The organism is Kitasatospora sp. A2-31 (genome assembly GCF_022288725.1).
Lineage (GTDB): Bacteria > Actinomycetota > Actinomycetes > Streptomycetales > Streptomycetaceae > Kitasatospora.
Genome location: NZ_JAKNTA010000009.1, coordinates 223,536 through 249,560, shown reverse-complemented (window position 1 = coordinate 249,560; position 26,025 = coordinate 223,536). Strand labels below are relative to the sequence as shown.

At 74.0% G+C, this 26,025-nt stretch carries 21 protein-coding genes; 13 read left to right on the top strand and 8 right to left on the bottom strand.

Features of this window, described 5'->3' with window-relative positions; all coding sequences use genetic code 11:
* Nucleotides 1-29 precede the first annotated feature (29 nt).
* From MCM47_RS25290 to rny, 4 genes are all read left to right on the top strand, one after another.
* Nucleotides 30-1,418 (top strand): AI-2E family transporter, encoded by a 1,389-nt coding sequence (locus tag MCM47_RS25290; protein WP_374209202.1) that lies wholly within the window; start codon nt 30-32, stop codon nt 1,416-1,418.
* 205 nt (nt 1,419-1,623) lie between these two features.
* Nucleotides 1,624-2,736 carry a recombinase RecA gene (gene recA / locus MCM47_RS25285; RefSeq protein ID WP_238863984.1) on the top strand — a complete coding sequence of 371 codons (1,113 nt, stop codon included), beginning with the start codon at nt 1,624-1,626 and terminating at the stop codon, nt 2,734-2,736.
* Between the two features lie 4 nt (nt 2,737-2,740).
* Nucleotides 2,741-3,985, top strand: a complete 1,245-nt coding sequence (locus MCM47_RS44080) for a RecX family transcriptional regulator (RefSeq protein WP_374209201.1) — start codon at nt 2,741-2,743, stop codon at nt 3,983-3,985.
* A gap of 186 nt (nt 3,986-4,171) precedes the next feature.
* The gene (gene rny, locus MCM47_RS25275) at nt 4,172-5,626 is read left to right on the top strand and encodes a ribonuclease Y (protein WP_238863983.1); all 1,455 of its coding nucleotides are present in this window, start codon (nt 4,172-4,174) and stop codon (nt 5,624-5,626) included.
* Here rny and MCM47_RS25270 read toward each other — a convergent pair.
* The 5 genes from MCM47_RS25270 to MCM47_RS25250 all read right to left on the bottom strand — a co-directional run bounded on the left by MCM47_RS25270 (nt 5,607) and on the right by MCM47_RS25250 (nt 11,018).
* Nucleotides 5,607-7,409 (bottom strand): FAD-dependent monooxygenase, encoded by a 1,803-nt coding sequence (locus MCM47_RS25270; RefSeq protein WP_238863982.1) that lies wholly within the window; start codon nt 7,407-7,409, stop codon nt 5,607-5,609. The genes rny and MCM47_RS25270 overlap by 20 nt on opposite strands.
* Nucleotides 7,410-7,555: 146 nt before the next feature.
* The gene (locus tag MCM47_RS25265; protein WP_238863981.1) at nt 7,556-8,407 is read right to left on the bottom strand and encodes an amino acid ABC transporter permease; all 852 of its coding nucleotides are present in this window, start codon (nt 8,405-8,407) and stop codon (nt 7,556-7,558) included.
* Between the two features lie 73 nt (nt 8,408-8,480).
* Nucleotides 8,481-9,131 (bottom strand): amino acid ABC transporter permease, encoded by a 651-nt coding sequence (locus MCM47_RS25260; protein WP_238863980.1) that lies wholly within the window; start codon nt 9,129-9,131, stop codon nt 8,481-8,483.
* A 69-nt stretch (nt 9,132-9,200) separates the two neighbouring features.
* Complete coding sequence (locus MCM47_RS25255; RefSeq protein ID WP_238863979.1) at nt 9,201-10,112, bottom strand: glutamate ABC transporter substrate-binding protein; 912 nt, start codon at nt 10,110-10,112, stop codon at nt 9,201-9,203.
* A 132-nt stretch (nt 10,113-10,244) separates the two neighbouring features.
* Complete coding sequence (locus MCM47_RS25250) at nt 10,245-11,018, bottom strand: amino acid ABC transporter ATP-binding protein (protein ID WP_305068019.1); 774 nt, start codon at nt 11,016-11,018, stop codon at nt 10,245-10,247.
* Between the two features lie 409 nt (nt 11,019-11,427).
* Here MCM47_RS25250 and MCM47_RS25245 point away from each other — a divergent pair, with 409 nt between their 5' ends.
* Both MCM47_RS25245 and MCM47_RS25240 read left to right on the top strand, forming a co-directional pair.
* Nucleotides 11,428-12,180, top strand: coding sequence for a response regulator transcription factor (locus MCM47_RS25245; RefSeq protein WP_238863978.1), 753 nt, complete (start codon nt 11,428-11,430; stop codon nt 12,178-12,180).
* A 6-nt stretch (nt 12,181-12,186) separates the two neighbouring features.
* On the top strand, nt 12,187-13,629 hold the full coding sequence (locus MCM47_RS25240) for a HAMP domain-containing sensor histidine kinase (RefSeq protein WP_238863977.1): 1,443 nt from the start codon (nt 12,187-12,189) through the stop codon (nt 13,627-13,629).
* Between the two features lie 108 nt (nt 13,630-13,737).
* On the opposite strand, the gene MCM47_RS25235 is transcribed toward MCM47_RS25240, so the two are convergent.
* A complete protein-coding gene (locus MCM47_RS25235; RefSeq protein ID WP_238863976.1) occupies nt 13,738-14,754 on the bottom strand; it encodes a TAXI family TRAP transporter solute-binding subunit in 1,017 nt (338 codons plus the stop codon).
* Nucleotides 14,755-14,903: 149 nt separating this feature from the next.
* Between MCM47_RS25235 and miaB the strand changes: the two genes are divergently transcribed.
* The gene (gene miaB, locus MCM47_RS25230; RefSeq protein ID WP_308222445.1) at nt 14,904-16,403 is read left to right on the top strand and encodes a tRNA (N6-isopentenyl adenosine(37)-C2)-methylthiotransferase MiaB; all 1,500 of its coding nucleotides are present in this window, start codon (nt 14,904-14,906) and stop codon (nt 16,401-16,403) included.
* 136 nt (nt 16,404-16,539) lie between these two features.
* Nucleotides 16,540-17,238, top strand: coding sequence for a class III extradiol dioxygenase subunit B-like domain-containing protein (locus MCM47_RS25225; protein WP_238863975.1), 699 nt, complete (start codon nt 16,540-16,542; stop codon nt 17,236-17,238).
* Nucleotides 17,239-17,256: 18 nt separating this feature from the next.
* Here the strand turns inward: MCM47_RS25225 and MCM47_RS25220 are convergent, their stop codons facing one another.
* Nucleotides 17,257-17,577: an antitoxin gene (locus MCM47_RS25220; RefSeq protein WP_238863974.1), complete on the bottom strand. Its 321-nt coding sequence runs from the start codon at nt 17,575-17,577 to the stop codon at nt 17,257-17,259.
* Between the two features lie 179 nt (nt 17,578-17,756).
* Between MCM47_RS25220 and miaA the strand changes: the two genes are divergently transcribed.
* The 5 genes from miaA to hflX all read left to right on the top strand — a co-directional run bounded on the left by miaA (nt 17,757) and on the right by hflX (nt 24,665).
* Nucleotides 17,757-18,725, top strand: a complete 969-nt coding sequence (gene miaA / locus MCM47_RS25215) for a tRNA (adenosine(37)-N6)-dimethylallyltransferase MiaA (RefSeq protein WP_238863973.1) — start codon at nt 17,757-17,759, stop codon at nt 18,723-18,725.
* Nucleotides 18,726-18,953: 228 nt separating this feature from the next.
* Nucleotides 18,954-19,475, top strand: a complete 522-nt coding sequence (locus MCM47_RS25210; RefSeq protein WP_238863972.1) for a hypothetical protein — start codon at nt 18,954-18,956, stop codon at nt 19,473-19,475.
* A gap of 109 nt (nt 19,476-19,584) precedes the next feature.
* The gene (dapF, locus tag MCM47_RS25205) at nt 19,585-20,493 is read left to right on the top strand and encodes a diaminopimelate epimerase (protein ID WP_238863971.1); all 909 of its coding nucleotides are present in this window, start codon (nt 19,585-19,587) and stop codon (nt 20,491-20,493) included.
* Nucleotides 20,494-20,667: 174 nt separating this feature from the next.
* A complete protein-coding gene (locus MCM47_RS25200) occupies nt 20,668-23,079 on the top strand; it encodes a bifunctional (p)ppGpp synthetase/guanosine-3',5'-bis(diphosphate) 3'-pyrophosphohydrolase (protein ID WP_238863970.1) in 2,412 nt (803 codons plus the stop codon).
* A gap of 86 nt (nt 23,080-23,165) precedes the next feature.
* Nucleotides 23,166-24,665, top strand: a complete 1,500-nt coding sequence (hflX, locus tag MCM47_RS25195) for a GTPase HflX (protein WP_238863969.1) — start codon at nt 23,166-23,168, stop codon at nt 24,663-24,665.
* A 107-nt stretch (nt 24,666-24,772) separates the two neighbouring features.
* Here hflX and MCM47_RS25190 read toward each other — a convergent pair whose 3' ends face one another.
* Complete coding sequence (locus tag MCM47_RS25190) at nt 24,773-25,984, bottom strand: serine protease (protein WP_238863968.1); 1,212 nt, start codon at nt 25,982-25,984, stop codon at nt 24,773-24,775.
* Nucleotides 25,985-26,025: the final 41 nt, after the last annotated feature.

Here is a 26,025-nt window from a genome sequence, read left to right as displayed (position 1 = left end):
GGGTTGCGGGCATGGGCCAGACTGTTCGGGTGACAAGCAGCGCAGAACCCCAGAATTCGGACAGGTCGGCGCAGGTCGCCGGCGAGGCCGCGGGCCCGCAGCCCGCTCCCGAAGCCGCCCCCGCTCCCGGCGCGGCCGGCGGACTCTGGGGCACCGGGATGCCGCGCTGGCTGCCGCGCGCGATGGTGCTCGCGCTGGTGATGGTCGGGCTGTTCAAGCTCGCCGACTGGGCCTTCCACCAGCTGATCGACCTCTTCGTGATGCTGCTGGTCTCCTTCTTCCTCTCGCTGGCGCTGGAGCCGGCGGTGGACCGGATGGCGGCCCGCGGCGTGCGCCGGGGCGTCGGCACCTTCCTGGTCTTCGTCGCGGTGGCGATCGCGGTGGCGGGCTTCCTGACCGCGCTCGGCACGCTGCTGGTCGACCAGGTCGCGAAGATCGCCGGCGACCTCCCGCACCTGCTGGACAACCTGATCGGCTGGATCAACCGGACCTTCCACCAGGACCTCTCGCTGGACGAGCTGCAGAAGAAGCTGCTCAAGGACTCCGGTGCCATCGAGTCCTACGCCCAGCAGGCCGCCGACAACGTCTGGGGCGTCTCCTCCACCCTGATCGGCGGGCTCTTCCAGGCCTTCACCGTCGGGCTCTTCACCTTCTACTTCACGGCCGACGGCCCCCGGGTGCGGCGGACCGTCTGCTCGCTGCTGCCGCCCGCCAGGCAGGGCGAGGTGCTCCGCGCCTGGGAGATCGCGCTGGCCAAGACCGGCGGCTACCTGTACTCCCGGGCGCTGCTCGCCGTCGCGTCGGCGGCCGCGCACTGGGTGATGTTCGCCCTGCTGGACCTCCCGTACTCGGCCGCGCTGGCCGTCTGGGTCGGCGTCATGTCGCAGTTCGTGCCGACCATCGGGACGTACCTGGCCGGCGCGCTCCCGGTGCTGGTCGCGCTCACCGTCGAGCCGGTGGACGCCCTGTGGGTGCTGGTGTTCGTGGTGGTCTACCAGCAGGTCGAGAACTACCTGCTGCACCCGCGGATCACCGCGAGGACGGTGGACGTGCACCCCGCCGTGGCGTTCGGCTCGGTGATCGCGGGCGCGGCGCTGCTGGGCGCGGTGGGCGCGCTGATCGCCATCCCGGCGGCGGCCACGCTGCAGGGCTTCGTCGGCACCTACGTCCGGCGCTACGAGGTGGCGACCGACCCGCGGATCGACCGGGGGGAGCAGCGGCGGGCCCGGCGGGAGCTGCGCCGGGAGGCGGCGCGACGGCTGCGGCGGATGGTCGGCGCGGGTACGGCGCCCGGCGCCGGTGCGGACCCGTCCGCCGGCTCCGGTGCGGGGTCCGGCTCCGGCTCGGGTCCGGGCTCGGCTGCCGGCTCGGATTCCGGTACGGGTCGGGAGCCGGCGGGCGGGGGCGGGGAGCGGTAGGCCGAGCCGGTCCGGGGCGGACGGCCCCGGACCGGACGGGCGCGGGTCGGGTCGAACGCGCTCCGGCTTGAATCGAACAGATGTTCTTTGTACTCTCCGGCGAGGAGTTTTCCACAGGCCGAGCCCGGTCGGGGCCGTTTGTCAGTGGGACGCGCTAGCGTCGAGGACGATGAAGCGCACAGCACAGAACCCGAGGGTGGAAGCCATGGCAGGTACGGACCGCGAGAAGGCCCTTGAGACCGCACTCGCCCAGATCGAGCGGCAGTTCGGCAAGGGCTCGGTGATGCGCCTCGGCGAGAAGGCCAACGAGCCGATCGACGTGATCCCCACCGGGTCCACCGCCCTGGACGTCGCCCTCGGCGTCGGCGGCATTCCCCGCGGCCGAGTGATCGAGATCTACGGCCCCGAGTCCTCCGGCAAGACCACGCTGACCCTGCACCTGGCGGCCAACGCCCAGCGGGCCGGCGGCACGGTCGCCTTCGTCGACGCGGAGCACGCGCTCGACCCGGAGTACGCCAAGAAGCTCGGCGTGGACACCGACGCCCTGCTGGTCAGCCAGCCGGACACCGGTGAGCAGGCCCTGGAGATCACCGACATGCTGATCCGCTCCGGCGCGATCGACCTGGTGATCATCGACTCGGTCGCGGCGCTCGTCCCGCGCGCCGAGATCGAGGGCGAGATGGGTGACTCGCACGTCGGCCTGCAGGCCCGGCTCATGAGCCAGGCGCTGCGCAAGATCGCCGGTGCGCTGAACCAGTCGAACACCACCGCGGTGTTCATCAACCAGCTCCGCGAGAAGATCGGCGTCATGTTCGGCTCGCCGGAGACCACGACCGGTGGCCGGGCGCTGAAGTTCTACGCCTCCGTCCGGCTGGACATCCGCCGGATCGAGACCCTCAAGGACGGCACCGAGGCGGTCGGTAACCGCACCCGGGTGAAGGTCGTCAAGAACAAGGTCGCCGCGCCGTTCAAGCAGGCCGAGTTCGACATCCTCTACGGCGTGGGCATCAGCCGCGAGGGCGGTCTGATCGACATGGGCGTCGAGCACGGCTTCATCCGCAAGTCGGGTGCCTGGTACACGTACGAGGGCGACCAGCTCGGCCAGGGCAAGGAGAACGCCCGCAACTTCCTGCGCGACAACCCGCAGCTGGCCGACGAGATCGAGCGCAAGATCAAGGGCAAGCTGGGCATCGGCCCGAAGACGGAGGAGCCCGCCGACGGCGATGCGCCGGCCGCCGACGCCGCTGCCAAGCCGATCACCGCGACCGCCGCCAAGACGGCTGCGGCGAAGAAGACGGCGGCTGCGGCCAAGGCCTGAACCGTTGACGCAGCACAGCACGTCGGCCGGCGGCGGCCCGGCGGGCCCGGAGGAGGACGACGACTACGGCCCGCCGGACTGGTTCGCCGCGGTGGCCGAGCCGGAGCCGGAGCCGGTGGCCCAACCGGAGCCGGAGGTCGAGCCGAGGTCCCCGCGCGGGCGCAGGTACGGGCGGGGGCCGGAAGCCGAGCGCGAGTCCCGCGCCGAGTCCGCTCGTGCGTCGGGCCGGGCCAGGCCTTCGGCACGACGTGGTCCGGGCGTGCCGGAGGCCCAGGACGGCCCCGGGCTGCTGGGCAGCGGGCTCGGGCTGGTGTCCGCGTCCGAGCTGCCCGGTGGGCGCCGTCGGCGCCGGTCGGCGCTGGCGGAGGAGACGGTCGCCGACCACCGGACCGGGGGTGAGGCGGCCGGTCACGGGAGTGTGCCCGCCTCGGCCCCGCGCGCGCCCGGTGGACCGGGTGGCCGGCGTGCCCGCAGGCGAGCCGAGCCGGTCGACGAGGTGCACGGGTTCGACCCGGGGCGCGCTCCGGGCCGGGTCGGCGGCGGCGCACGTCCGGCCGCCGACGTGCTCCCCGACGACGGCGTCCTGGACGGCGACGAGCTCGACAGCGACGACCTGGACGGTGCGGCCCCCGACGGCGCCGGCTCGCGCGGGCGCGCGGGGCGGCGCGGGGCCGAGCGGTCCCGCCGCCCGGAGCAGCCCCGGCGGGCCGCCGCGGAGGAGTCGGCCGACCCGGAATCCCGGGCGCGGGACGTCTGCCTGCGGCTGCTCACCGGAGCCGCCAAGACCCGCAAGCAGCTCGCCGACGCCCTACGCAAGCGGGAGATCCCGGAGGACGTCGCCGACGGCGTGCTGACCCGGCTGGAAGAGGTCGGGCTGATCGACGACGCGGCCTTCGCCCGGGCCTGGGTGGAGTCCCGTCACGCCGTGCGCGGGCTCTCCCGGCGGGCGCTGGCCCAGGAGCTGCGGACCAAGGGCGTGGCCGGCGAACTCGCCGAGCAGGCGCTCGCCCAGCTCGACCAGGACGACGAGACGGACGCGGCCCGCGAACTCGTCGAACGCCGGCTCCGGACGACCCGGGGCCTGGAGCGGCAGGCCCGGATGCGCAGGCTGGTCGGCATGCTGGCCCGGCGCGGCTACTCCGAGGGGCTGGCCTTCCGCGTGGTGCGCGAGGCACTGGATGCGGAGGAGGCCGGATCCGGTCCGGACGGAGAGGACGTGGACGGACCATCCGCCCACGGGTGGGACTGATGGCGGCTCGGGGTGAGGGTTCGCCAACTCCCGGGCCTGTCTTGACCGTTTCGTAACCTGCGCTTAGCCTCGCACTCAGTGCGGGAGCGCGTCGATCACTCCTCGGCCACGCCTCGGGCAGGCCTGCCCGGACCCGGTCGCGGTTGCCCCGGACGGCGTGCCGTGCAGGGACGGGGAGTGGCCAGGATGAGGATCGCGCTGAGCACCGGATCGGTCACCTCCCTGCTGTCGGCGGTGGCGTTGATCGCCGTCGTGACGGCGGCCTGGCTGATGGTCCGGCGGCTCCAGGCCGCGCAGCGGCGCGCCGCGGCCGAGACCGAGCGGGCCCGGCGGTGGGCCGAGGGCCAGGCCGCCCGGTTGCGGGCCGAACTCGACCGGCGCGAGGAGCGGTTGACCGAGGAGCTGCGCCGGCTGGACCTCCGCGAGGGCGAACTCGCCGAGCGGACCGCCGACGTGGCGCGGGCCCGGGACGAGGCCGACGAACTGCTGCGGCGCCGGGAGGCGGAGCTGGAGCGCACCGCCGGGCTCTCGGCCGGCCAGGCGCGGGCCCAACTCGTCTGGGAGGCCGAGGAGGAGGCCCGGCGGGAGGCGGCCGTCACGGTCCGGGAGATCGAGCGGACCGCCAGGGAACAGGGCGAGGAGCGGGCCCGGGCGATCGTCGCCGGGGCGATCCAGCGGCTGGCGGCCGCGCAGACCGCCGAGACCGCGGTGTCGGTGTTCCGGCTGCCCAACGAGGAGATGAAGGGCCGGATCATCGGCCGCGAGGGCCGCAACATCCGCAGCTTCGAGGCGGTCACCGGCGTCAACCTGATCATCGACGACACCCCGGCCTCGGTGCAGCTGTCCTGCTTCGACCCGGTCCGCCGGGAGACCGCGCGGCTCACCCTGGAACAGCTGGTCGAGGACGGCCGGATCCATCCGCTGCGGATCGAGCACGTCCACGAGCGCAGCCGCGAGGAGGTCGAGCGGCGGTGCGTCCGGGCCGGCGAGGACGCGCTGCTGGCGGTACGGGTCGGCGCGATGCACCCGGAGCTGGTGCGCACCCTCGGCACCCTGCGCTACCGGGCCTCGTACGGGCAGAACGTGCTGGGACACCTGGTGGAGTCGGCGCACCTGGCCGGGATGATGGCGGCCGAACTCGGGGTGGACCCGGAGCCGGCGCGGCGCGCGGCGCTCCTGCACGACATCGGCAAGGCGATGACGCACGAGGTCGACGGCAGCCACGCGGCGGTCGGGGCGGAGTACGCCCGGCGGTTCGGCGAGTCGGAGGACGTGGTGCACGCGATCGCCGCGCACCACGGCGAGGTGGAGCCGCAGACGGTCGAGGCGGTGCTGGTCCAGGCGGCGGACGCGTGCTCGGGCGGTCGGCCGGGGGCCCGCAAGGAGTCGCTGGAGGTCTACGTCCGCCGGTTGGAGCGGCTGGAGGAGATCGCCCGGGCGCACGAGGGGGTGGCCGCGGTGTACGCGATGCAGGCCGGCCGGGAGGTGCGGGTGATGGTGCGGCCGGAGGTGGTGGACGACCTCGGGGCACAGGTGATCGCCCGCGAGGTCGCCAAGCGGGTGTCGGAGGAGCTGACCTACCCGGGCCAGATCCGGGTGACCGTCGTCCGGGAGAGCCGGGTCACCGAGGTGGCCCGCTAGCGGAGTCCACCGCGGGGGCGGCCGGTCCGGCGACGGCTCCGCCGGGCGCACCCCCCGCCGTGCCGGGACGACCGCCGTCCGTCGGACCGGGACGACCGCCGTCCGCCGCCGCCTCGGCCGTGCGGCTCAGCGGCTGCGGCCCGCCGCGGGCCCCGTCGGCCAGCGCCTGGAGGTCCTCGGCCGCCGCGCCCTGGGTGACGCCGACCAGGTGGCCGTCCGGCCGGATCAGCAGCACGGTGTGCGGCCCGGCCCCCGGGTACTCCTCGGTGACCAGGACCTCGGCCGGTACCGGCAGCGCCGCCGCCACCTCGGCGAGCCGGGGCATCAGCCCGGCACCCAGCCAGTGCTCGGCGGACCAGACGGCGGTGCCGGGGGCGACCAGCAGCAGAAGGAAGGCCGAGCCGAGCCGCGCGTGCAGCCGGTCCGGCGTGCCGTCGGCGGCCAGCACCGGGAGGTCCGGCACCAGGACGCCGGGCGCGGTGGCGGGCAGCAGTTCGCTGAGCGAGGTGGTGCTGCGGCCGCCGCGCTGGACCGGCACCCGCCCGGGCACGCCGGAGGGGGCCGCCGGGTAGGCCGGGGGGCCGCCGAACCGGCCGGTGCCGAGCTGGCCGTCGGCCAGCAGCGCTGCGTGCTTGCGGAACGAGCCGGTGAGCAGCGAGCGGCGGGTGGCCTGCCAGCCGCGCAGCGGGCGCAGCAGCGGCATGGCCTGGTCGACGGCGCGCAGCCGGGCGCCGACCGCGCCGCGCCGCTCGGTCTCGTACCCGTCCAGCAGGGTGCCGCCGGGCTGGGGGCCGCCGGCGTGGAGGTGCCAGGCGAGGGCGAGGCGCCAGGCGAGGTTGTCGGCGTCGCGCAGCCCGTCGGCGAGGTTCTGCATGCCGAGCGCGCCGTGCAGGTGGGCGGCGTCGCCGGCGAGGAAGCACCGGCCGTCGCGGAAGCGGGCGGCGAGCCGCTGCTGGGCGGTGTGGTCGGCGGCGGCGAGCAGTTCGTACCGGGGGAGCTCGCCGCACCAGGCGGTGAGGGTGGCGGTGACGCGGGTGAGCAGGGTGTCGCCGGTGACGATGCCCGGCCAGGTGGCGTGCGGGTCGACCGGTTCGCTGGGCGCCGGTCTGCCCGGGGGCAGCCGCCAGTCGATCCGCCAGACGCCGTCCGGCAGCGGGCGGGCGGAGGCTTCGCGGTCGCCCCGCCACGGCGGCTCGCGGTGCAGCCGGGCCTCGGTGAAGGGCAGGTCGACCCGGACGGTGGCGACGGCGTTGCGGTCGACGGCGGGCCGGCCGGGGAAGCGGATCCTCAACAGCTTGCGGACGGTGGAGCGGGCGCCGTCGCAGCCGACCAGGTGGCTGCCGCGCCACCAGGTCTCGGTGCCGTCCTGCGGGTTGCGGGTGCGGACGCTGACGCCGTCACGGTCCTGTTCGAGCTTGCCGACCCGGCTCAGCGGGACCAGTCTGACCAGCGGGGTGCCGGTCAGGGCGTCGCGCAGGCCGCGCTGGAGCCGGTGCTGGGGCAGGTGCAGGACGGGGCTGTCGGCGAGGTCGATCCGCAGCACCTCCTGGCGGCGGCGCCAGATGGCGAAGGCGTCCCACCGGGCGGCGTCGGAGACCGCCCGGGGGTAGCCGATGCGGGTCAGGAAGCCGGCCGTGTCAGGCCCGAGGACGACGCTGCGCGGGCCCTCGGGGCAGAGCCCGGAGCCCTCGTCCAGGACGATGGTCGGCACCTCGTGCCGGGCGAGTGCGAGCGCCAGGGCCAGACCGACCGGTCCGGCCCCGACGACGATCACCGGGTCCATGCCGGGCCCTCCGGACGCGGCCGGGCGGGGGCGGTGTGCTCACGTACCTCCGGGCACGGCCGGGCCGACGGGGTGGCGTCATATGCCGCGAGGATGGTCCCGGATGGTGTCACGAAGAGCAATGCAACAGTTCACCTGCGTGTCCGTCAAGCAGCAGCCGATGTGCGCCGGTTCGCGCCGCGACGGCCACGTGCTTCGATCCACCGGGCGAGCGCCGTGAGCAGCAGGCACATCGCGATGTAGATCGGGCCGATCACCAGGACCACCGGGATGTAGGGGAAGCCCGCGGCGTTCAGCGGCTGGCTGGCGATCGCCTTACCGACGAACAGCAGCTCGTGGTAGGTGATGATGAAGCCGAGCGAGGTGTCCTTGAGGGTGACGACCAGCTGGCCGATCATCGAGGGAAGCATCGAGCGGATCGCCTGCGGGACCAGGATGAGGGTCATCACCTGGGTCTTGCCCATGCCGAGCGCGTAGGCCGCCTCGCCCTGGCCGCGCGGGACGGCGTTGACGCCGCTGCGGATGATCTCGGCCTGGACGGAGCCGTTGTAGAGGGTGAGTCCGAGCACCAGGGCCCACATCGGCTCCTTGGCGAAGAACGCGTAGTAGAGCGCGACGATCAGGATCAGCAGCGGCATCGCCCGGAAGAACTGGACGACCGAGACCGCCGCCCAGCGCACCGGCCTGTGGTCGGAGAGCTGCCCGGCGGCGAGCAGCGCGCCCAGCACGAGCGAGAACAGCGCTGCCAGCCCGAAGGCCTCCAGGGTGGCCAGCAGGCCGTCGACGATCCGCTGCTGGACGGTGTTGTACTGGAACGCGTCCCAGAGCTGGGGGTCGAACTGGCCGTTCTCGTCGAGCGCCGCGTAGGCGTACCAGAGCAGCCCGGCGATGCCGGCCAGTGCCAGCACGCCGAGGATCCGGTTGCGGGCGCGGGCCCGGGGGCCCGGGGCGTCGTAGAGGACGCTGGCCGTGGAGGCGCGGGTGAAGAGCGAGCTCATGCGGCCACCTCGTTCCGCTGGGCAGGGGCAGTCACCGGCGCGCACCTTTCGATGGTTCGCTCGCTCCGCTCGCTCATCGGGCCACCGCCAGGCGGTCTTCCAGGAAGCGGAACACGAGGGCGACGGTGGCGCTGATCACCAGATAGGCGCAGGCCACCCAGAAGAAGATGGCGAAGATCGAGTAGCCGCGCTCGGAGAGCGTCTGCTGCACGCTGTAGAGCTCGGGGACGCTGAACGCGCCGGCGATCGCCGAGTTCCTCGGCAGGGCGATGAAGACGCTGCTCATCGGGGCCAGCACGGTCCGGGCGGCCTGCGGCAGGACGACCGAGGTGAGGGTCTGGCCGAAGGTGAGGCCGAGGCTGCGGGCCGCCTCGGCCTGACCGAGCGGCACGGTGTTGATGCCCGAGCGCAGCACCTCGCAGACGAACGAGGCGGTGTAGCCGCCGAGCGCCAGCACCGCGAAGACGAGGTGGCTGAAGTGCACGCCGAGCCGGGGGAGTCCGAACGCGACGGCGAAGAACAGCAGGGTCAGCGGGGTGTTGCGGAACAGCGTCACCCAGGCGGTGCCGAAGCCGCGCAGCACCGGCACGGGGGAGACCCGGAAGGCCGCCAGCAGGGTGCCCAGCAGCAGGGCGAGCAGCGCGCTGAGTGCGCTCAGCTCGATCGTCTGCAGGAAACCGTCGCGGAACAGAGCGAAGTTGTCGTCCTCGAACAGTATGCCCATCTGGCGGCCCTCCTCTCAGAATCGGTCAGGAACGGATCAGGTCCGACGTGGGTCGGGCCTGGCGGGGGATCAGTAGCGGTCCAGGGCCGGCGGCTGCGGCGCGCTGGAGCCGGAGAGGCCGAGGGTGGCGTCGTAGGCCTTCTTCCAGTCGCCGTTGTCCTGGTGGGCCTTCAGGGCGTCGTTGATGGCGCCGCGCAGCGCCGCGTCGTCCTTGGCCAGGCCGACGCCGTAGTTCTCCTTGGTGAACGGCTTGCCGACCACCTTGAGCTTGGGCGCGAACTTGGAGGCGTAGCCCTTGAGGATCGCGTCGTCGGTGGTGACCGCGTCGACCTCGCCGGCCAGCAGCTTGTCGACGCAGGCCGAGTAGCTGTCGAACTGGGTGATCTTCGGCGAGTACTGCTGGATGTTCTTGATCGACGTCGAGCCGGTCGCGGTGCAGACGTTCTTGCCGTTGACCGACTCCGGGCCGGTGATCGCGGTGTTGTCGGCCTTGACCAGCAGGTCCTGGCCGGCGATGTAGTACGGGCCGGCGAAGGAGACCGTCTTCTTGCGCTCGTCGTTGATGCTGTAGGTGCCGACGTAGAAGTCGATCTGGCCCTTGTCGATGGCGGGCTCGCGCTGCGAGGAGACCAGGGTCTGCCACTTGATCTGCTGCGGGGTGAAGCCGAGGTCGGCGGCGATCATCTTGGCGATCTCGATGTCGAAGCCGCTGCGGTCGCCGGTGGCGACGTCCTCGAAGCCGAGGAACGGCTGGTCGGCCTTGGCGCCGATGATCAGCTGGCCGCGCTTCTTGGCCTCGGCGAGCCGGGCCGAGTCCACCTTGACGTCGGTCTTGACGGTGTAGGTGGGCAGCTTCGGGGCGGGCGTGCCGCCGGCGCCGGTGGCCTCGGTGCTGCTCGGCGAGCCGTCCTTGCCGCAGGCGGCGGTGGCGGTGAGCGCGATGACACAGAGCGCGACGGCGAAGGTGCGACGAGTCCTCATGGGGGTAGCTCTCCTCGGGCGAAGCCACGGATCGACCGGGCTCTGGCGACAGGAAGTTGGCCGGGCAGGCCGGGGTGGCGGCGGCGTTCTCGCCGCCGTCGCCCGTTGGCCGGCCCGATGGGTCCGGCGTGGTCAGTGGTGCAGGATCTTGGAGAGGAAGTCCTTCGCGCGGTCGCTGCGCGGCGCGGTGAAGAAGGCCTCGGGGGTGTTCTGCTCGACGATCCGGCCGTCGGCCATGAACAGCACGCGGTTGGCGGCGGAGCGGGCGAAGCCCATCTCGTGGGTGACGACGACCATCGTCATGCCGTCGGCGGCCAGTTGGCGCATGACCTCCAGCACCTCGTTGATCATCTCCGGGTCCAGCGCCGAGGTGGGCTCGTCGAAGAGCATCACCTTGGGGTTCATCGCCAGGGCCCGGGCGATCGCGACGCGCTGCTGCTGACCGCCGGAGAGCTGGGCCGGGAACTTGTCCGCCTGCGCACCGACACCGACCCGCTCCAGCAGCTCGCGGGCGGTCCGCTCCGCCCGATCGCGGCCGATCTTGCGGACCTTGACCTGGCCGAGCACCACGTTCTCCAGCACGGTCTTGTGTGCGAAGAGGTTGAAGCTCTGGAAGACCATGCCGACCTCGGCCCGCAGCCGGGCCAGTTCGCGGCCCTCGGCGGGCAGCGGACGGCCGTCGATGGTGATGGTGCCGGAGTCGACGGTCTCGAGCCGGTTGATCGTCCGGCAGAGCGTGGACTTGCCGGAGCCGGACGGGCCGATCAGCACGACCACCTCGCCCTGCGCGATCTCCAGGTTGATGTCCTGGAGCACGTGCAGCGCGCCGAAGTGCTTGTTCACCCCGCTCAGCACCACCAGAGGGGCGTTCGCAGCGCTGGAGTCCTTGACGAGGCTCTCGGTCATCGCGCCTGCTCCCTAGGGTTCGGCCCGAGAGCTGAACTCCCGTGGGCGGCAATGGTGGTGGGTGGAGCCGGGGGCCTCGGCCGGCGGAGCCGCGGCCCCCGGTGGGGTGACCATAGGAGCCATGACGATGGCACGTCAGCCGATCTGAGCGGAACTTGAGGATCACGATCCGGCCACACGCCGGGCGCGGACCGTTCACCCCGCCCCCGCAGGGGCACGTGACACCGGTGGGGCCGCGTGGTGACAGCGGGCGTCCGCCCCGGCGCACGCCGTCCCGGTCGGTCCCGGGACGTGGCCGAGCCTGGCGTCCGGCGCTCCACTGGCCCATACTGCGCAGGACCGGGAGGTGCCCGGAGGGGCCCGCGAACACCAGGCGACACCCCGGGGAACGTCGGGGAAAGGAGGAACGATGCGACTGCTGCTCGTCGAGGACGACGAACGCGTGGCCGCCGCGCTGGTCGCGGTGCTGGGACGGCACGGCTTCCAGGTCAGGCATGCCCGCAGCGGGCACGAGGCGCTCGACGCGCTGGTGCCGGACGGCAACGACCCGTACCGGGTCGTGCTGCTCGACCTCGGGCTGCCCGACCGCGACGGCTTCGAGGTGTGCAGCCGGATCCGGGCCGGCAGCGGCGTGCCCGTGATCATGGTCACCGCGCGCGCCGACATCCGTTCCCGGATCCACGGCCTCAACCTCGGCGCCGACGACTACGTCACCAAGCCCTACGACATGGGCGAGCTGCTCGCCCGGATCCACGCCGTCGCCCGCCGCGGCGCGGCCCCCGCCGCCGTCTCGGTCCCCACGCCCGACGCCGTCCCGCAGCAGCGGGGCCCGCTGGAGTCCCGCGGCATCACGATCGACCGCGAGCGCCGCCGGGTCAGCGTCGACGGCCGGGACGTCCCGCTCACCCGCAAGGAGTTCGACCTGCTGGCGCTGCTCGCCCAGAGCCCCGGCGTGGTCTACCGCCGCGAGCAGATCTTCAGCGAGGTCTGGCGCAGCGGCTGGGAGGGCAACGGCCGCACCCTGGAGGTGCACATCGGCTCGCTGCGCACCAAGCTCGCCCTGCCCGGCCTGGTCGAGGCCGTCCGGGGCGTCGGCTACCGGCTGATCCCCGAGTCCCCGGCGGCCGCCGCGGACGCCCCCCAGGCCCGCGCGGAGCACTGACCGCACGTGCGCACCCGCCTGCTCGGCATCCTGCTCGCGCTGATGCTCTGCGTCCTGGCCGCCCTCGGGCTGCCGCTCGCCGCGGCGGTCGCGGCCGCCGAGCAGAGCCGGGTGGTGGTCGACCGGCTCGACGACGCCGCACGGTTCGCCCAGGACCTGCCCACCTCCGGCGTCTCCGGCCTGGACTCCGCCCTCAAGGGCGACCCCGAACCCGCCCCCGGCGACCTCAGCCGCCGGCACGCCCTGGACGCCGAGGTGGCCCGCTACCACGAGCTGTACGGCGTACGGCTCGGCATCTTCCAACGCGACGGCATCCCGATCGCCACCGCCCCGGCCGACTGGCGGGTGCCCGCCGGCGGCTGGGGCGAGCAGGCCTTCCAGGAGGCCCTGGACGGGCGGCGCAGCCACAACCCGCCCCAGGTCTGGCCGTGGACCTCGGACCGCACGCTCACCATCGCCACCCCGGTGGTGCGCGACGGCGACGTGGTCGCGGTGGTGCTCAGCGAGTCCCCGACGGGTGCGCTGCGCACCCGGATGCTGCACAGCTGGCTGGTGATCGGGGCCGGGGAGGCGGCCGCGATGATCGTCGCGGTGCTGCTGGCCGTCCGGCTCACCGAGTGGGTGCTGCGCCCGGTCCGGACGCTGGACCGGGCCACCCACGACATCGCCACCGGCCGGATGAACGCCCGGGTCGCGCCCGGCGGTGGACCGCCCGAACTGCAGCGCCTCGCCCGCTCGTTCAACGACATGGCCGACCACGTGGTGCTCGCCCTGGACCAGCAGAAGGCGTTCGTCGCGGATGCCTCACACCAGCTGCGCAACCCGCTCGCGGCACTGCTGCTGCGGGTCGAGGTGCTCGGCCTGGAGCTGCCCGAGGGGCACGAGGAGGAGCTCGGAGGGGTGCGCGAGGAGGGCGCCCGGCTGGCCCGGGTGCTGGACGACCTGCTCGGCCTGGCCACCGCCGAGCACGCCCGCCCGGCGCCCGAGCCAACCGACCTGGCCGCCCTCAGCATGGCCCGGGCCGACGCCTGGCGGCCGGTGGCCCTCCAGCGCGGGATCGAGCTCGCCTGGGAGGGGCCGGCGGTGGCGCTCGGCATGGCCGACCCGATCGGCTTCGGCAGCGCCCTGGACGCGGTGGTCGACAACGCCCTGAAGTTCGGGCCGTCCGGCAGCCGGGTGCGGGTGCTGGTCGCCGTCCGGAGCACCGAGGTCGCGGTGACCGTCTCGGACGGCGGGCCCGGCCTTACCGAGGAGGAGCTGGCCCGCGCCGGCGACCGTTTCTGGCGCAGTGCGCGGCACCAGAACGTGGACGGCTCCGGCCTCGGCCTCTCGATCGCCCGCACCCTGCTGCAGGCCGCCGGCGGCTCGCTCACCTTCGCCCCGGTGAAGCCGACCGGCCTCGCCGTGACCCTGGCGGTGCCGCGGGCGGAGGGCCCGGGCCGGCCCTGAGCTCGCCGGTGCCGCCCGAGCTCGCCGGTGCCGCCCGAGCGCCAGGCGGGCCCGAGCGCCAGGCGAGACCTGGGCGCCCCCGGTGCGGCCCGAGCCGGGGAGACGCTGCTAGGGCTTCACCGAGCGGTAGTAGCGCATGGCGCCCTCGTGGAGCGGGAGCGGGTCGGTGTAGACCGCGGTGCGCAGGTCCACCAGCTGGGCGGCGTGCACCTGGGAGCCGATCTGGTCGCGGCTGTCTATCACCACCCGGGTCATGCCCTCCACCAGGGCGGTGTCGACGTCGCTGCGGGTGATCAGCAGGTTGGGCACGGCCACGGTGGCGACCGGCTCCTTGGGCTCGGCGTTGGGATAGGTGCCCTTCGGCATGGTGGCCGCCCGGTAGGCGTCGGTGCCGCCGCCCTCGACCTTGTGCACGGCCTCGGCGAGGTCGCCGAGCGGGACGAGCCGGATCCGGACGTGGTCGGAGAGGTCGGTGATCGCGCTGGTCGGCAGCCCGCCGGACCAGAAGAAGGCGTCCAGCTCACCGGACCGCAGCTTGTCGGCCGCGTCGCCGACGCCCAGCATCACCGGCCGGACGTCGCGGTCCGGGTCCAGGCCGGCCGAGGCCAGCAGCCGGCGGGTCACCAGGTTCACCCCGGACTGCGGCAGGCCCACGCCCACCCGCAGGCCCTTGAGGTCGGCCGTGCGGTGCACCGGTGAGGACACCGGGACGATCAGCTGGAGGTAGTCGTCGTAGAGCCGGGCGATCGCCCGCAACCGGTCCTTGCCGGGGCCGGAGTACTGCGCCACCGCGTCGGCGGTGGCGATCGCGAAGTCGTCCTGGCCGCCGGTCACCCGGGCCAGGTTGTCGACCGAGCCCTGGGTGTTGTCCAGCCGCAGCTGCACCCCGGGCATCGCCTTGCCGATGTGGGACTCCAGCAGCTGCCCGTAGCGGTCGTAGACGCCCCGCTGCACGCCGGTGGCGAAGCCGGTCTCGCCGGGCGGGTAGCCGGGCGAGCGGCCGGCCGACAGCCACCAGCCGCCGATCCCCGCCAGCACCAGCACCAGGACCAGCACCGTCCGCCACAGCGGGCTGCCGGCCGCTGCGCGGAGGGCGCCGGGGCGGGGGTGGGATCTCGGGGCCATGCAGGGATAGTGCCAGGCGCGCCGGGCGAACGGGAGGGGCGAACCGGAGGACGCACGCCCGGGGCGGGCGTACGGCGAGCGCACGCCGGAGCGGAGCCCCGGGCAAAGCCAGGGGAAATCCGCTTCGCGGGTGCCCGTACCCTGGTCTGGTGAGCGGTGAGAGCGGATTGAAGAGCTACAAGGTCGTCACGCACGGCTGTCAGATGAACGTCCACGACTCCGAGCGGCTGGCCGGTCTGCTGGAGGAGGCGGGCTACGTCAAGGCCGGGTCCGACGGCGACCCGGACCTGGTGGTGTTCAACACCTGCGCCGTGCGGGAGAACGCCGACAACAAGCTGTACGGCAACCTCGGCCAGCTGGCGCCGGCCAAGAGCCGCAACCGCGGCATGCAGATCGCCGTCGGCGGCTGCCTGGCGCAGAAGGACCGCGACAGCATCGTCCAGCGGGCCCCCTGGGTCGACGTGGTGTTCGGCACCCACAACATCGGCCACCTGCCGGCGCTGCTGGAGCGGGCCGCGGTCGAGAAGAAGGCCCAGGTCGAGATCCTCGAGTCGCTGGAGACCTTCCCCTCCACCCTGCCGACCCGCCGCGAGTCCGCCTACGCCGCCTGGGTCTCCATCTCGGTCGGCTGCAACAACACCTGCACCTTCTGCATCGTCCCCGCGCTTCGCGGCAAGGAGGAGGACCGGCGCCCCGGCGACGTCCTCGCCGAGATCGAGGCGCTGGTGGACGAGGGCGTCATCGAGGTCACCCTGCTCGGCCAGAACGTCAACGCCTACGGCTCCGACCTGGGCGACCGCGAGGCCTTCTCCAAGCTGCTGCGTGCCGCCGGTCGGATCGAGGGCCTGGAGCGGATCCGCTTCACCTCGCCGCACCCGCGCGACTTCACCGACGACGTGATCGCCGCGATGGCCGAGACCCCGAACGTGATGCACCAGCTGCACATGCCGCTGCAGTCGGGCTCCGACACCGTGCTCAAGGCGATGCGCCGCTCCTACCGGCAGGAGCGCTTCCTGGGGATCATCCGGAAGGTCCGTGAGGCCATGCCGGACGCCGCGATCTCCACCGACATCATCGTGGGCTTCCCCGGCGAGACCGAGGAGGACTTCGAGCAGACCATGCACGTGGTCCGCGAGGCGCGGTTCACGAACGCCTTCACCTTCCAGTACTCCAAGCGCCCCGGCACCCCGGCCGCGGAGATGGAGGACCAGGTCCCGAAGGCCGTCGTCCAGGCCCGCTACGACCGGCTGATCGCCCTCCAGGAGGAGATCTCCTGGGAGGAGAACAAGAAGCAGGTCGGCCGGACCCTGGAGGTCCTGGTGGCCGAGGGCGAGGGCAAGAAGGACGACCGGACCGACCGGCTCTCGGGCCGCGCCCCCGACAACCGGCTGGTGCACTTCACCCGGCCCGCCGAGCCGGTGCGGCCGGGCGACATGGTGACCGTCGAGATCACCTACGCCGCGCCGCACCACCTGCTGGCCGAGGGCCCGACGCTCGCGGTGCGCCGTACCAGGGCCGGTGACGCCTGGGAGAAGCGCCAGGCCAAGCCGGCCGCCAGGCCGGCCGGCGTGATGCTCGGCCTGCCGACCGTCGGCGCCCCGGCGGCCCTGCCGCCGGCCGCCCCGGCGGGCGGCTGCTGCGGCGACTGACGGCTCCGGACACCGGGCGGCCCGGCGGGATCCTGCATCCCGCCGGGCCGCATCCGTTCCCGGCCGCGGCCCGTCGGGCGGCCCGGGGCCGGCCTGATCCGACCTGACCCGCGGAACAGGCCCTAGAGTGATCCACATGCTGGTTGCCGCTGCCGTCTGCCCCTGCCCGCCGCTGCTCGTCCCGGAGGTCGCCGCCGGCGCGGCCGCCGAGCTGGAGGCGCTGCGCGCGGCCTGCGACGAGGCGCTGGCCGCGCTGGTCGCGGCCCGGCCGGAGCTGGTCGTGGTGGTCGGCACGGGGCCCGAGGCCGAGGTGTGGACCGAGGGCGGGGCCGGCTCCTTCCACCGCTACGGCGTTCCGCTGGTGGTCCGGCTCCCGGTCGGCGGGGTCGACGGGCCCGAGCTGGCGCCCTCGCTGACCGTCGGCGCCTGGTTGCTGGAGCGGGCCGGGGTGAAGCTGCCCACGCACGCCTGCGCCGTCCCCGCGGACGCGCCCACCGACCGGATGCTCGGGCTCGGCCAGGGCCTGGCCCAGCTGGCCGACCGGGTCGCGCTGCTGGTGATGGGCGACGGCAGCGCCTGCCGCTCGCTCAAGGCGCCGGGCTACCTGGACGAGCGGGCCGAGGGCTTCGACGCGGCCCTCGCCGAGGCGCTGGGCTCGGCGGACCTGGCCGCGCTGGCGGCGCTGGAGCCGGGCCTCGCCGCGGAGCTGAAGGCGGAGGGCCGCGCCCCCTGGCAGGTCCTGGCCGGCGCCGCCGAGGGCGCCGGCCTCACCGCGCGCCTCGGCTACCGGGACGCGCCGTACGGCGTCGGGTACGTCGTCGCCACCTGGGCCTGACGCCCGCTGCCGCCGGTCTCAGGCGTCCGGGCCCCGGCCGCCCTCGGGCGCGGCGCCGCCGGGCGCTGGGCCGGCCGGACCGCCGGGGGTGCCCGGGGTGCCCGTGGCGCCCGTGGCGCCGGTCGTCCTGGGCTTGTGGGCGAAGTCGTCCACCGCGCCCTTGGCCTTGGTGGTGCCGTGCTCGATCTTCTCGCTGTACTTGCCCTTGGTGGCCTTGTCGATCGCCCCGCCGGCCCTGTCCACCGCGTGCTCGATCTGGTCGCTGTGCTTGCCGGCCAGTTCGCTGGCCTTCTCCTTCAGCTCCCCGGCCTTGCCCTTGAGGTTGTCCATCAGACCCATGGCGCTCTCACCGTTCCTCTCCGTCTCCTGCTCAACGTCCGTCGTGGCCGATCCGTTCTCGACCGTGGCCGAACCGTTCTCGACTGCGGAAATGGCCGAAATCAGTCATATCGTCGCTCAGTAGCACCGGCGCGATGGGGAGGCCACCGGCGCGGCGGCGGTTTTGCGAGACTGGTCCGGTGAGCACCTCCCGTACCACCGTCCCGTCCCGCCCCGCCCGGCCCCGCGTGGTCTCCGTCGTGGGCGCGACCGCCGCCGGCAAGTCCGACCTGGCCGTCGCCATCGCCCGCAGCCTCGGCGGCGAGGTGATCAACACCGACTCGATGCAGCTCTACCGGGGCATGGACATCGGCACGGCCAAGCTCACCCTCGACGAGCGCGGCGGCGTCCCGCACCACCTGCTGGACATCTGGGACGTGACGGAGGCCGCGAGCGTCGCCGAGTACCAGCGGCTCGCCCGCGCCGAGATGGACCGGCTGCTCGCCGCGGGCCGCACCCCCGTCCTGGTCGGCGGCTCCGGGCTGTACGTCCGGGCGGCGATCGACGAGATGGAGTTCCCCGGCACCGACCCCGCGGTCCGGGCCCGTCTGGAGGCCGAGCTGGGGGAGCTCGGCCCGTACGCGCTGCACCGGCGGCTGGCCGAGCTGGACCCGGCGGCCGCCGAGGCCATCCTGACGAGCAACGGGCGGCGGATCGTCCGGGCCCTGGAGGTCATCGAGATCACCGGGCAGCCGTTCACCGCCAACCTGCCCAGCAACACCGCCGTCTACGACGCCGTGCAGATCGGGGTCGCGGTGCCGCGCCCCGAACTCGACGAGCGGATCACCCTGCGGGTCGACCGGATGTGGGAGGCCGGGCTGCTGGACGAGGTGCGCGCGCTGGAGGAGCTCGGGCTGCGCGAGGGCCGGACGGCCTCCCGGGCGCTCGGCTACCAGCAGGTCCTGGACCACTTCGCCGGGGAGTGCACCGAGGACGAGGCGCGGGCCGAGACGGTCCGGGCGACCAAGCGGTTCGCCCGCCGCCAGGAGTCCTGGTTCCGCCGCGACGACCGGATCCACTGGCTCTCCCGCCCGGCCGGCGCCGACCCCGCCGAGCTGCTCGCCCGCTCCCTCGACCTGATCGACCGTCAGGAATCCGCCGCGTCGTAGACGGGATCCGGCCAATCGGCGGTGCACCTGCGCGCGCAGGTGACCGTGCAGGACGAACCGGGGGTTACGGCCCGATCACGTGATGGCCACGGATCACCCGACGACGCCGGTCAGGCCCGGAACGCACCCCTGGACATGCCATCATCGAGGTCATAAGGGTCGGTCCGGATGGGCCGACCGCGCCCGGCCGCGAGTGCCCACTCGTGTCGAACTGTCAGGGGAGGCCGCGTGTCCACGGGTACCGGCCCCGAAGCCGGCCAGAGCGCCAGGCCGACGAGTGGCGGGGCCACCGCGCAGGCCGGCGACCTCGACGCGTCCACCCTGCCGGACCTTCCCGTCCTGCCGGGGCTCGACGCCCCCTCGTCGTACGCCGTCGCGCTGCCCGTACTGGACGGCGCCTCCTCCGGTGCCGTGCACGAGCGGGAGATCCGCCCGCGCCGCCGGCTGCGCTGGTGGCAGACGCTGCCGATCGCGCTGCTGGCCACCGCAGGCTCGCTGATGTTCGCCTTCCCGCTCGCCTTCGGCTCCGCCGGGGCGGGCTCGGCGATGGTCGGGATGCTCGGCCTGCTGCTGACCGCCGCCTCGGTCGGCTGGGGCGCGATGGCCGCCCGGCACGCCGGGTACAAGTGGCCGGGCCTGCCCCGCCGCGGCTCCGGCCAGCGGGCCGGCTGGAAGGCGATCGTGATCTACACCCTGATCGTGCTGGCCGCCTGCGCGCTGGCGCTCTGGCGCGTCGTCCACCTGCGTTGACCCCGCTGCGGGGAGCCGCCGGACGGGCCGCCCGACGGGCCGTCCGGTACGCGGTCCGACAGGTGGTCCGCCGGGCCGGGACGGCCGCCCGCTCAGTACCATCGGGAGGGTGAGCGAATCCTCCCCGCAGCCCGCCGGCCTGCCCTTCCTCAAGGGGCACGGCACCCAGAACGACTTCGTCATCGTGCCCGACCCGGACGGCCGGCTGGTGATCGGCCCCGAGGCCGTCGCCGCGCTCTGCGACCGCCGGGCCGGCATCGGCGCCGACGGATTGCTGCGCGTGGTGCGCTCGGCCGCCGACCCGGCCGCGGCCGACCAGGCCGACCGGGCCGAGTGGTTCATGGACTACCGCAACGCCGACGGGTCGATCGCCGAGATGTGCGGCAACGGCGTGCGCGTCTTCGCCCGCTACCTGGTCGACGCCGGGCTGGCCGAGCCCGGCGAACTGGCCGTCGCCACCCGGGCCGGCGTGCGGACGGTGCGGATCGCCGAGGACGCCGAGGACGGCACGCCGGGCGACGTCACCGTCGGGATGGGCCGCGCGGAGCTGCCCGGTCCGGACGGGATCGAGGTCGCGGTCGGCGAGCGGCGCTGGCCGGCCCGCAACGTCAACATGGGCAACCCGCACGCGGTCGCCTTCGTGGAGAGCCTGGACCACGCCGGCGAGCTGCGCAGCGCGCCGCTCACCAGCCCCGCCGAGGCCTACCCGGACGGCGTCAACGTCGAGTTCGTGGTGGACCGCGGCCCGCGGCACGTCGCGATGCGGGTGCACGAGCGCGGCTCCGGCGAGACCCTCTCCTGCGGCACCGGCGCCTGCGCCGTCGCGGTCGCCGCGATCCGCCGCGACGGTCTCGACCCCGCGGTCACCGGGGAGGCCGTCAGCTACACCGTGGACGTGCCGGGCGGGCGACTGGTGGTCACCGAGTACCCGGACGGCCGGGTGGAGAAGACCGGCCCGGCGGTGATCGTGGCTCGTGGCGAGCTCGACGCGGGGTGGCTGGCGGCCCTTCAGGGCTGAGCAGCGGGCGGTTTGCCCATTTCGCGCAGCGGTGAATCCCCCCGTTCGGGTGATCCGGCTCACGGACGGGAAGCAGGGCGTCGCCGAACGTGCTCTGCTCGGTAGCATGGACCACCGGGTCGATCACCCCGCGTCGGGGTAGCAGGCAACCGGTGACTGCTGCCGGAGGCGCTGATGACCATCGAAGCCGGGCAGCCCCTGGCGGGGCAGCCGACGTCCGCACGGCAGGCCGGGGCCAGGCGCCCCCTCGGCGGGCTCGGCCGGGCCGCGCTGGGCCGGGCCGGGCGCGCCGCCCTGCTGGCCACCGGCCGCCCACCGGTGCCGGACGCGATCGAGCCGCTCGTCCGGGTCCACCGCCGCCACCACCCGCAGGCCGACCTCGGCCTGCTCGGCCGGGCCTACCGGCTGGCCGAGGCGAGCCACCGGGGGCAGAAGCGCAAGAGTGGCGAGCCCTACATCACCCACCCGCTGGCCGTCACCATGATCCTGGCCCAACTCGGCGCCGGGACGACCACCTTGGTCGCCTCGCTGCTCCACGACACCGTGGAGGACACCGATCTGACGCTTGATCAGGTGGCGGAGGAGTTCGGACCCGAAGTCGCCTACCTGGTGGACGGGGTGACGAAGCTGGAGAAGGTCGACTTCGGCGCGGCCGCCGAGGCCGAGACCTTCCGCAAGATGCTGGTCGCCACCGGGGACGACGTCCGGGTGATGGTGATCAAGCTCGCCGACCGGCTGCACAACATGCGCACCATCCGGCACATGAAGCCGGCCAGCCAGGTGCGGATCGCCAAGGTCACCCGGGACGTGCTGATCCCGCTCGCCGAGCGGCTCGGCATCCAGGTGCTGAAGGCGGAGCTGGAGGACATCGTCTTCGCCACCCTGCACCCCGAGGAGTGCCGGCGCACCCGCGCCCTGCTGGCCGGGCACGAGGACGGACCGGACACCCTGCTCGAACCCTTCGCCCGGACCCTCGCCCGCCAGTTGGCCGAGGCGGGGGTGGCCGCCGAGGTCACCGTCCGCCCCCGGCACTGCGTCTCGCTGCACCGGGTGCTGCTCAAACGGGCCGCCGCGGCGGGCCCGGACGGGCGGCCGCAGGGGCCGCAGCCCGCCGACTTCGGCCGGGTGCTGGTGGTGGTGGAGGAGAACGCGGACTGCTACGCCGTCCTCGGCGAGCTGCACACCTGCTGGACGCCGCTGCCGGGCGAGTTCAAGGACTTCGTGGCCGCCCCCAAGTTCAACCTGTACCAGTCGCTGCACACCGCGGTGGCGCTGGAGGGCGGCGCGGTGGTGGAGGTGCTGGTCCGCACCCGGCGGATGCACGAGGTCGCCGAGACCGGCGTGGTCGCCCTGGGCGACCCGCGGCAGCCGGGGGCCGGCGCCGACCAGGGCGGCGACGAGCTGGACCGCACCGACCCGGCCCGGCCCGGCTGGCTCAGCCGGCTGCTCGAGTGGCAGCAGGAGACGCCGGACCCGGACGCCTTCTGGTCCGCCCTCACCGCCGACCTCGCCGGCGACCGCGAGATCACCGTCGTCACGGAGACCGGCGAAACGCTTCAGCTGAGGGCGGGCGCCAGCTGCGTCGACGCCGCCTACCTGCTCGGCGAGGAGACCGGCCACCGATGTATCGGCGCCCGGGTCAACGGCCGGCTCACCGCGCTCTCCACCGTGCTCCAGGACGGCGACCTGGTCGCCATCCTGACCGAGCAGGGCGACCCGGCGGCCCGGCCGTCCGGCCCGGCGCCCGACTGGCTGGCGCACGCCCGGACCCCGGCCGCCCGGCTGGCCATCGAGCGGTGGCTGGCGGACCACCCGGCGCCCGTCCCGGTGGTCCGCACCGGCCCCTCGGCCGGCCAGCCGGCGCCACCCGCGCACCGGACCGCCGAGCGCGGCGCCGCCCCGGTGGCGGTGGCCGGCCGGCCCGGGGCGCCGGTCCGGCTGGCCCGGTGCTGCACCCCGGTGCCACCGGACGAGGTCAGCGGCTTCGCGATCCGCGGCGGCACGGTCGCCGTGCACCGCACCGGCTGCCCGGCCGGGGAGCGGATGCGGGCGGACGGGCGCGGCGTCCTGGAGATCCACTGGCAGCCCGGCGGCGCGCCGCCGTCCGGCTACCGGGCCACCCTGCGGGCCGAGGCGCTCAACCGGCCGCGGTTGCTGGCCGACCTCACCGCGGCGATCTCCGGGGAGGGCGTCGGGATCGTCTCGGCCGAGGTGGAGCCGCCGCAGGAGCTGCGGGTGCGGCACACCTACACCGTGGAGCTGCCCGACCCGGCGGTGCTGGCCGCGGTGATGCGGGCGATGCTGCGGGTCTCCGGGGTGTACGACGTCAGCCGGCCGCACGCCCCCGAGGGCGGCGCCACCGCACGCACCCCGGCCGGGGAGGCGGAGCCGGCGCCGCCCGGGGAGGGCACCGAACCCGGGGCAGGGGCGACGGCCGGGGGAAATGGGGATGACCCGCCCGCGCCGGGCGTGCGACCATCATGGGGAATTCACGGCCGGTCCGCGGCGTTCACCGGGCAATGGGAGAACCTGCCCGCATCGGGTCCGCGGTCCCGAGGGGTAGCTCACACCTCGCCCGAGCGGTAGACGGGGCGGCAGCTGGGCAGACTCCGGGTGTGACCGTCCGGTACGGTCACGCAGACAGGCCTTCCGACCAGCAGCCAAAGGACAGAATGACCTCCACGTTCGACACCCGCGACCACGCCGACGCCCCGCGCCGCATCGACGGCCGGCGAGCGGAAGCCCTCATGGACGAGGACCTCGCGGCCATCGACGAGGACCTCGGCCACCACTACGACGGCGACCAGTACGACCGCAGTGAGCGTGCCGCCCTGCGGCGCGTCGCCGGACTCTCCACCGAACTCCAGGACGTCACCGAGGTCGAGTACCGCCAGCTCCGTCTGGAGCGCGTGGTGCTCGTCGGCGTCTGGACCGACGGCACGGTCGAGGAGGCGGAGAACTCGCTCGCCGAGCTCGCCGCGCTCGCCGAGACCGCCGGCTCCCAGGTGCTGGACGGCGTCATCCAGCGCCGTGACAAGCCCGACGCGGCCACCTACATCGGCTCCGGCAAGGCCAGGGAGCTGCGCGACATCGTCGCGGCGACCGGTGCCGACACCGTGGTCTGCGACGGTGAGCTCACCCCGGGCCAGCTGATCCACCTGGAGGACGTGGTCAAGGTCAAGGTCGTCGACCGGACGGCCCTGATCCTCGACATCTTCGCCCAGCACGCCAAGTCCCGCGAGGGCAAGGCACAGGTCTCGCTCGCCCAGATGCAGTACATGCTGCCGCGCCTGCGCGGCTGGGGTCAGTCGCTCTCCCGGCAGATGGGTGGTGGTGGCTCCGGCTCGTCCGGCGGCGGCATGGCCACCCGTGGTCCCGGTGAGACCAAGATCGAGACCGACCGGCGCCGGATCCGCGAGAAGATGGCGAAGCTCCGCAAGGAGATCGCCGACATGAAGAAGGGCCGCGACACCAAGCGCCAGGAGCGCAAGCGCCACCAGGTGCCGTCCGTGGCCATCGCCGGCTACACCAACGCCGGCAAGTCCTCGCTGCTCAACCGGCTCACCGGCGCGGGTGTGCTGGTGGAGAACGCGCTGTTCGCCACCCTCGACCCGACCGTGCGCCGGGCGCAGACCCCGAGCGGCCGGCTCTACACGCTGGCGGACACCGTCGGATTCGTCCGGCACCTGCCGCACCACCTGGTCGAGGCGTTCCGCTCGACCATGGAGGAGGTCGCCGACGCCGACCTGATCCTGCACGTGGTGGACGGCTCGCACCCCGAGCCGGAGACGCAGCTGGCGGCCGTCCGCGAGGTGATCGTCTCGGTCGACGCGCAGAACGTGCCGGAGATCGTGGTGATCAACAAGGCCGACGCCGCCGACCCGCTCGTGCTGCAGCGGCTGCTGCGCCGCGAGCCGCACGCCATCGTGGTGTCGGCCCGCAGCGGCCAGGGCATGGACGAGCTGCTCAAGCTCATCGACGACGAGCTCCCGCGGCCCGCCGTCGAGGTGCAGGCGCTCGTGCCGTACACCCAGGGCGGCCTGGTCTCCCGGGTGCACGCCGAGGGCGAGCTGCTCTCCACCGAGCACACCGCCGAGGGCACCCTGGTGCACGCCAAGGTGCCGGCCGAGCTGGCCGCCGAGCTGGAGCACTTCGCGGTCGCGACCGCGTAGGGCCGGGCCGGACGCCCGGGCCCGCGCCCGAACGCCGGCGGCCCCGGACCCCGCTTTGAGGGGTCCGGGGCCGCCGGCGTTCGCCGGGACGGGACGGGCCGCCCGGCCTACTTCGCGTTCTTGGAGAAGTAGTCGAAGGCCTGCTTCGCCTGCTCCTGGAGGGAGGGGCCGGCCATGTACTCGGACGGGTTGCGGTTGCCGATCGAGTTGACGCTGATCAGGTTCGGCTTGCCGTCCCTGGTGATGAACCAGCCGCCGCCGCTGGAGCCGCCGGTCATGGTGCAGCCGATCACGTACATCGGCGGGCGGCTCTGGTCGAAGGAGAGCTTGGCCGGGCGCACGGTCGAGTCGCAGTGGTTGAGCTCCATGCCGTCGAACGGCCGCTCGGCGGGGTAGCCGTAGGAGAACGCCGAGGTGATCTGCTCGCGCGGGGCGTTGAACCAGATCGGGACCGAGCCGCCGACCGCCTCCTCCAGCGAGAGGCCGGAGCCGTTCTCGTTGCGGACCCGGATGATCCCGTAGTCGTACTGGGAGTTCGCGCCGACGCCGCTCTCCTTCACCCAGTTCGGCGAGACCAGCGCCTTGACCGCCGTCCACCGGCCGTAGGGGGACACCTGCTGCTCGGTGTACCGCTTGCCCCGGCTGGCCTGGCCGTCCCGGTTGTAGCCGGGGACGAAGACGATGTTCTTCAGCCAGGTGCCCCCCTTGCCGTCGTGCAGGCAGTGGGCGGCGGTGTAGACGAGGTTGCTGCGGCCCGGGTTGGCCGGGTCGGAGACCACGGTGCCCGAGCACATCGAGTCGCCCTCGGGCGCGGTCATGAAGATCTTGCCGACCACGGCCGTCGCCGGGCTGTACGGGTGCGGCTGCGGCTTGGCCGGGATCGCGGCCGGGGGCTCGTCGCGCTGGACCGAGCTGCCGGCCGACTTGTGCGAGTACTCCGGCGTGGGCCGGCCCTTGGCGTCCTCCATCTTGGCGATCGACCAGAAGCCCTGGGCGACCTCGTTGACGAAGGCGTTGTCGCCGATGAACCGCGCCCAGTCGTCCAGCTTCCAGCCGGCGACGTCCTGGAGGCTGGTGGGGAGCGCGGGCCTGCCGCCCCCGGGCGCCGCCGCGGTGGTCGCGGCCGGCGGCCCCCCGGCGTCGGTGCTCTTCTCGTTGTCCGGTCCGCAGGCGGTCGCGGTGAGCGCGAGCGCGGCCAGTACGGCCGCCGCCGCCGGCGCGGCCCGGCGGCCGCCCCGCGGCCGGTCGTCCGGTGCCCCGGGCGTCGGCGCCGCGGTGGTCAGTGCCCTGGTCGGCAGTCCCCTGATGGTCAGTCGCATGGTGATCGGTCCCCGTCGGTCGTGCGGTCGGTCGGACGCGG

Excerpts from the sequence above, each read along its gene's own strand:
- recA (WP_238863984.1), top strand. The coding sequence starts at position 1,624 with ATGGCAGGTACGGACCGCGAGAAGGCCCTTGAGACCGCACTCGCCCAG.
- rny (WP_238863983.1), top strand. The coding sequence starts at position 4,172 with ATGAGGATCGCGCTGAGCACCGGATCGGTCACCTCCCTGCTGTCGGCG.
- MCM47_RS25270 (WP_238863982.1), bottom strand. The coding sequence starts at position 7,409 with ATGGACCCGGTGATCGTCGTCGGGGCCGGACCGGTCGGTCTGGCCCTG.
- MCM47_RS25265 (WP_238863981.1), bottom strand. The coding sequence starts at position 8,407 with ATGAGCTCGCTCTTCACCCGCGCCTCCACGGCCAGCGTCCTCTACGAC.
- MCM47_RS25260 (WP_238863980.1), bottom strand. The coding sequence starts at position 9,131 with ATGGGCATACTGTTCGAGGACGACAACTTCGCTCTGTTCCGCGACGGT.
- MCM47_RS25255 (WP_238863979.1), bottom strand. The coding sequence starts at position 10,112 with ATGAGGACTCGTCGCACCTTCGCCGTCGCGCTCTGTGTCATCGCGCTC.
- MCM47_RS25250 (WP_305068019.1), bottom strand. The coding sequence starts at position 11,018 with ATGACCGAGAGCCTCGTCAAGGACTCCAGCGCTGCGAACGCCCCTCTG.
- MCM47_RS25245 (WP_238863978.1), top strand. The coding sequence starts at position 11,428 with ATGCGACTGCTGCTCGTCGAGGACGACGAACGCGTGGCCGCCGCGCTG.
- MCM47_RS25235 (WP_238863976.1), bottom strand. The coding sequence starts at position 14,754 with ATGGCCCCGAGATCCCACCCCCGCCCCGGCGCCCTCCGCGCAGCGGCC.
- MCM47_RS25225 (WP_238863975.1), top strand. The coding sequence starts at position 16,540 with ATGCTGGTTGCCGCTGCCGTCTGCCCCTGCCCGCCGCTGCTCGTCCCG.
- MCM47_RS25220 (WP_238863974.1), bottom strand. The coding sequence starts at position 17,577 with ATGGGTCTGATGGACAACCTCAAGGGCAAGGCCGGGGAGCTGAAGGAG.
- MCM47_RS25200 (WP_238863970.1), top strand. The coding sequence starts at position 20,668 with ATGACCATCGAAGCCGGGCAGCCCCTGGCGGGGCAGCCGACGTCCGCA.
- hflX (WP_238863969.1), top strand. The coding sequence starts at position 23,166 with ATGACCTCCACGTTCGACACCCGCGACCACGCCGACGCCCCGCGCCGC.
- MCM47_RS25190 (WP_238863968.1), bottom strand. The coding sequence starts at position 25,984 with ATGCGACTGACCATCAGGGGACTGCCGACCAGGGCACTGACCACCGCG.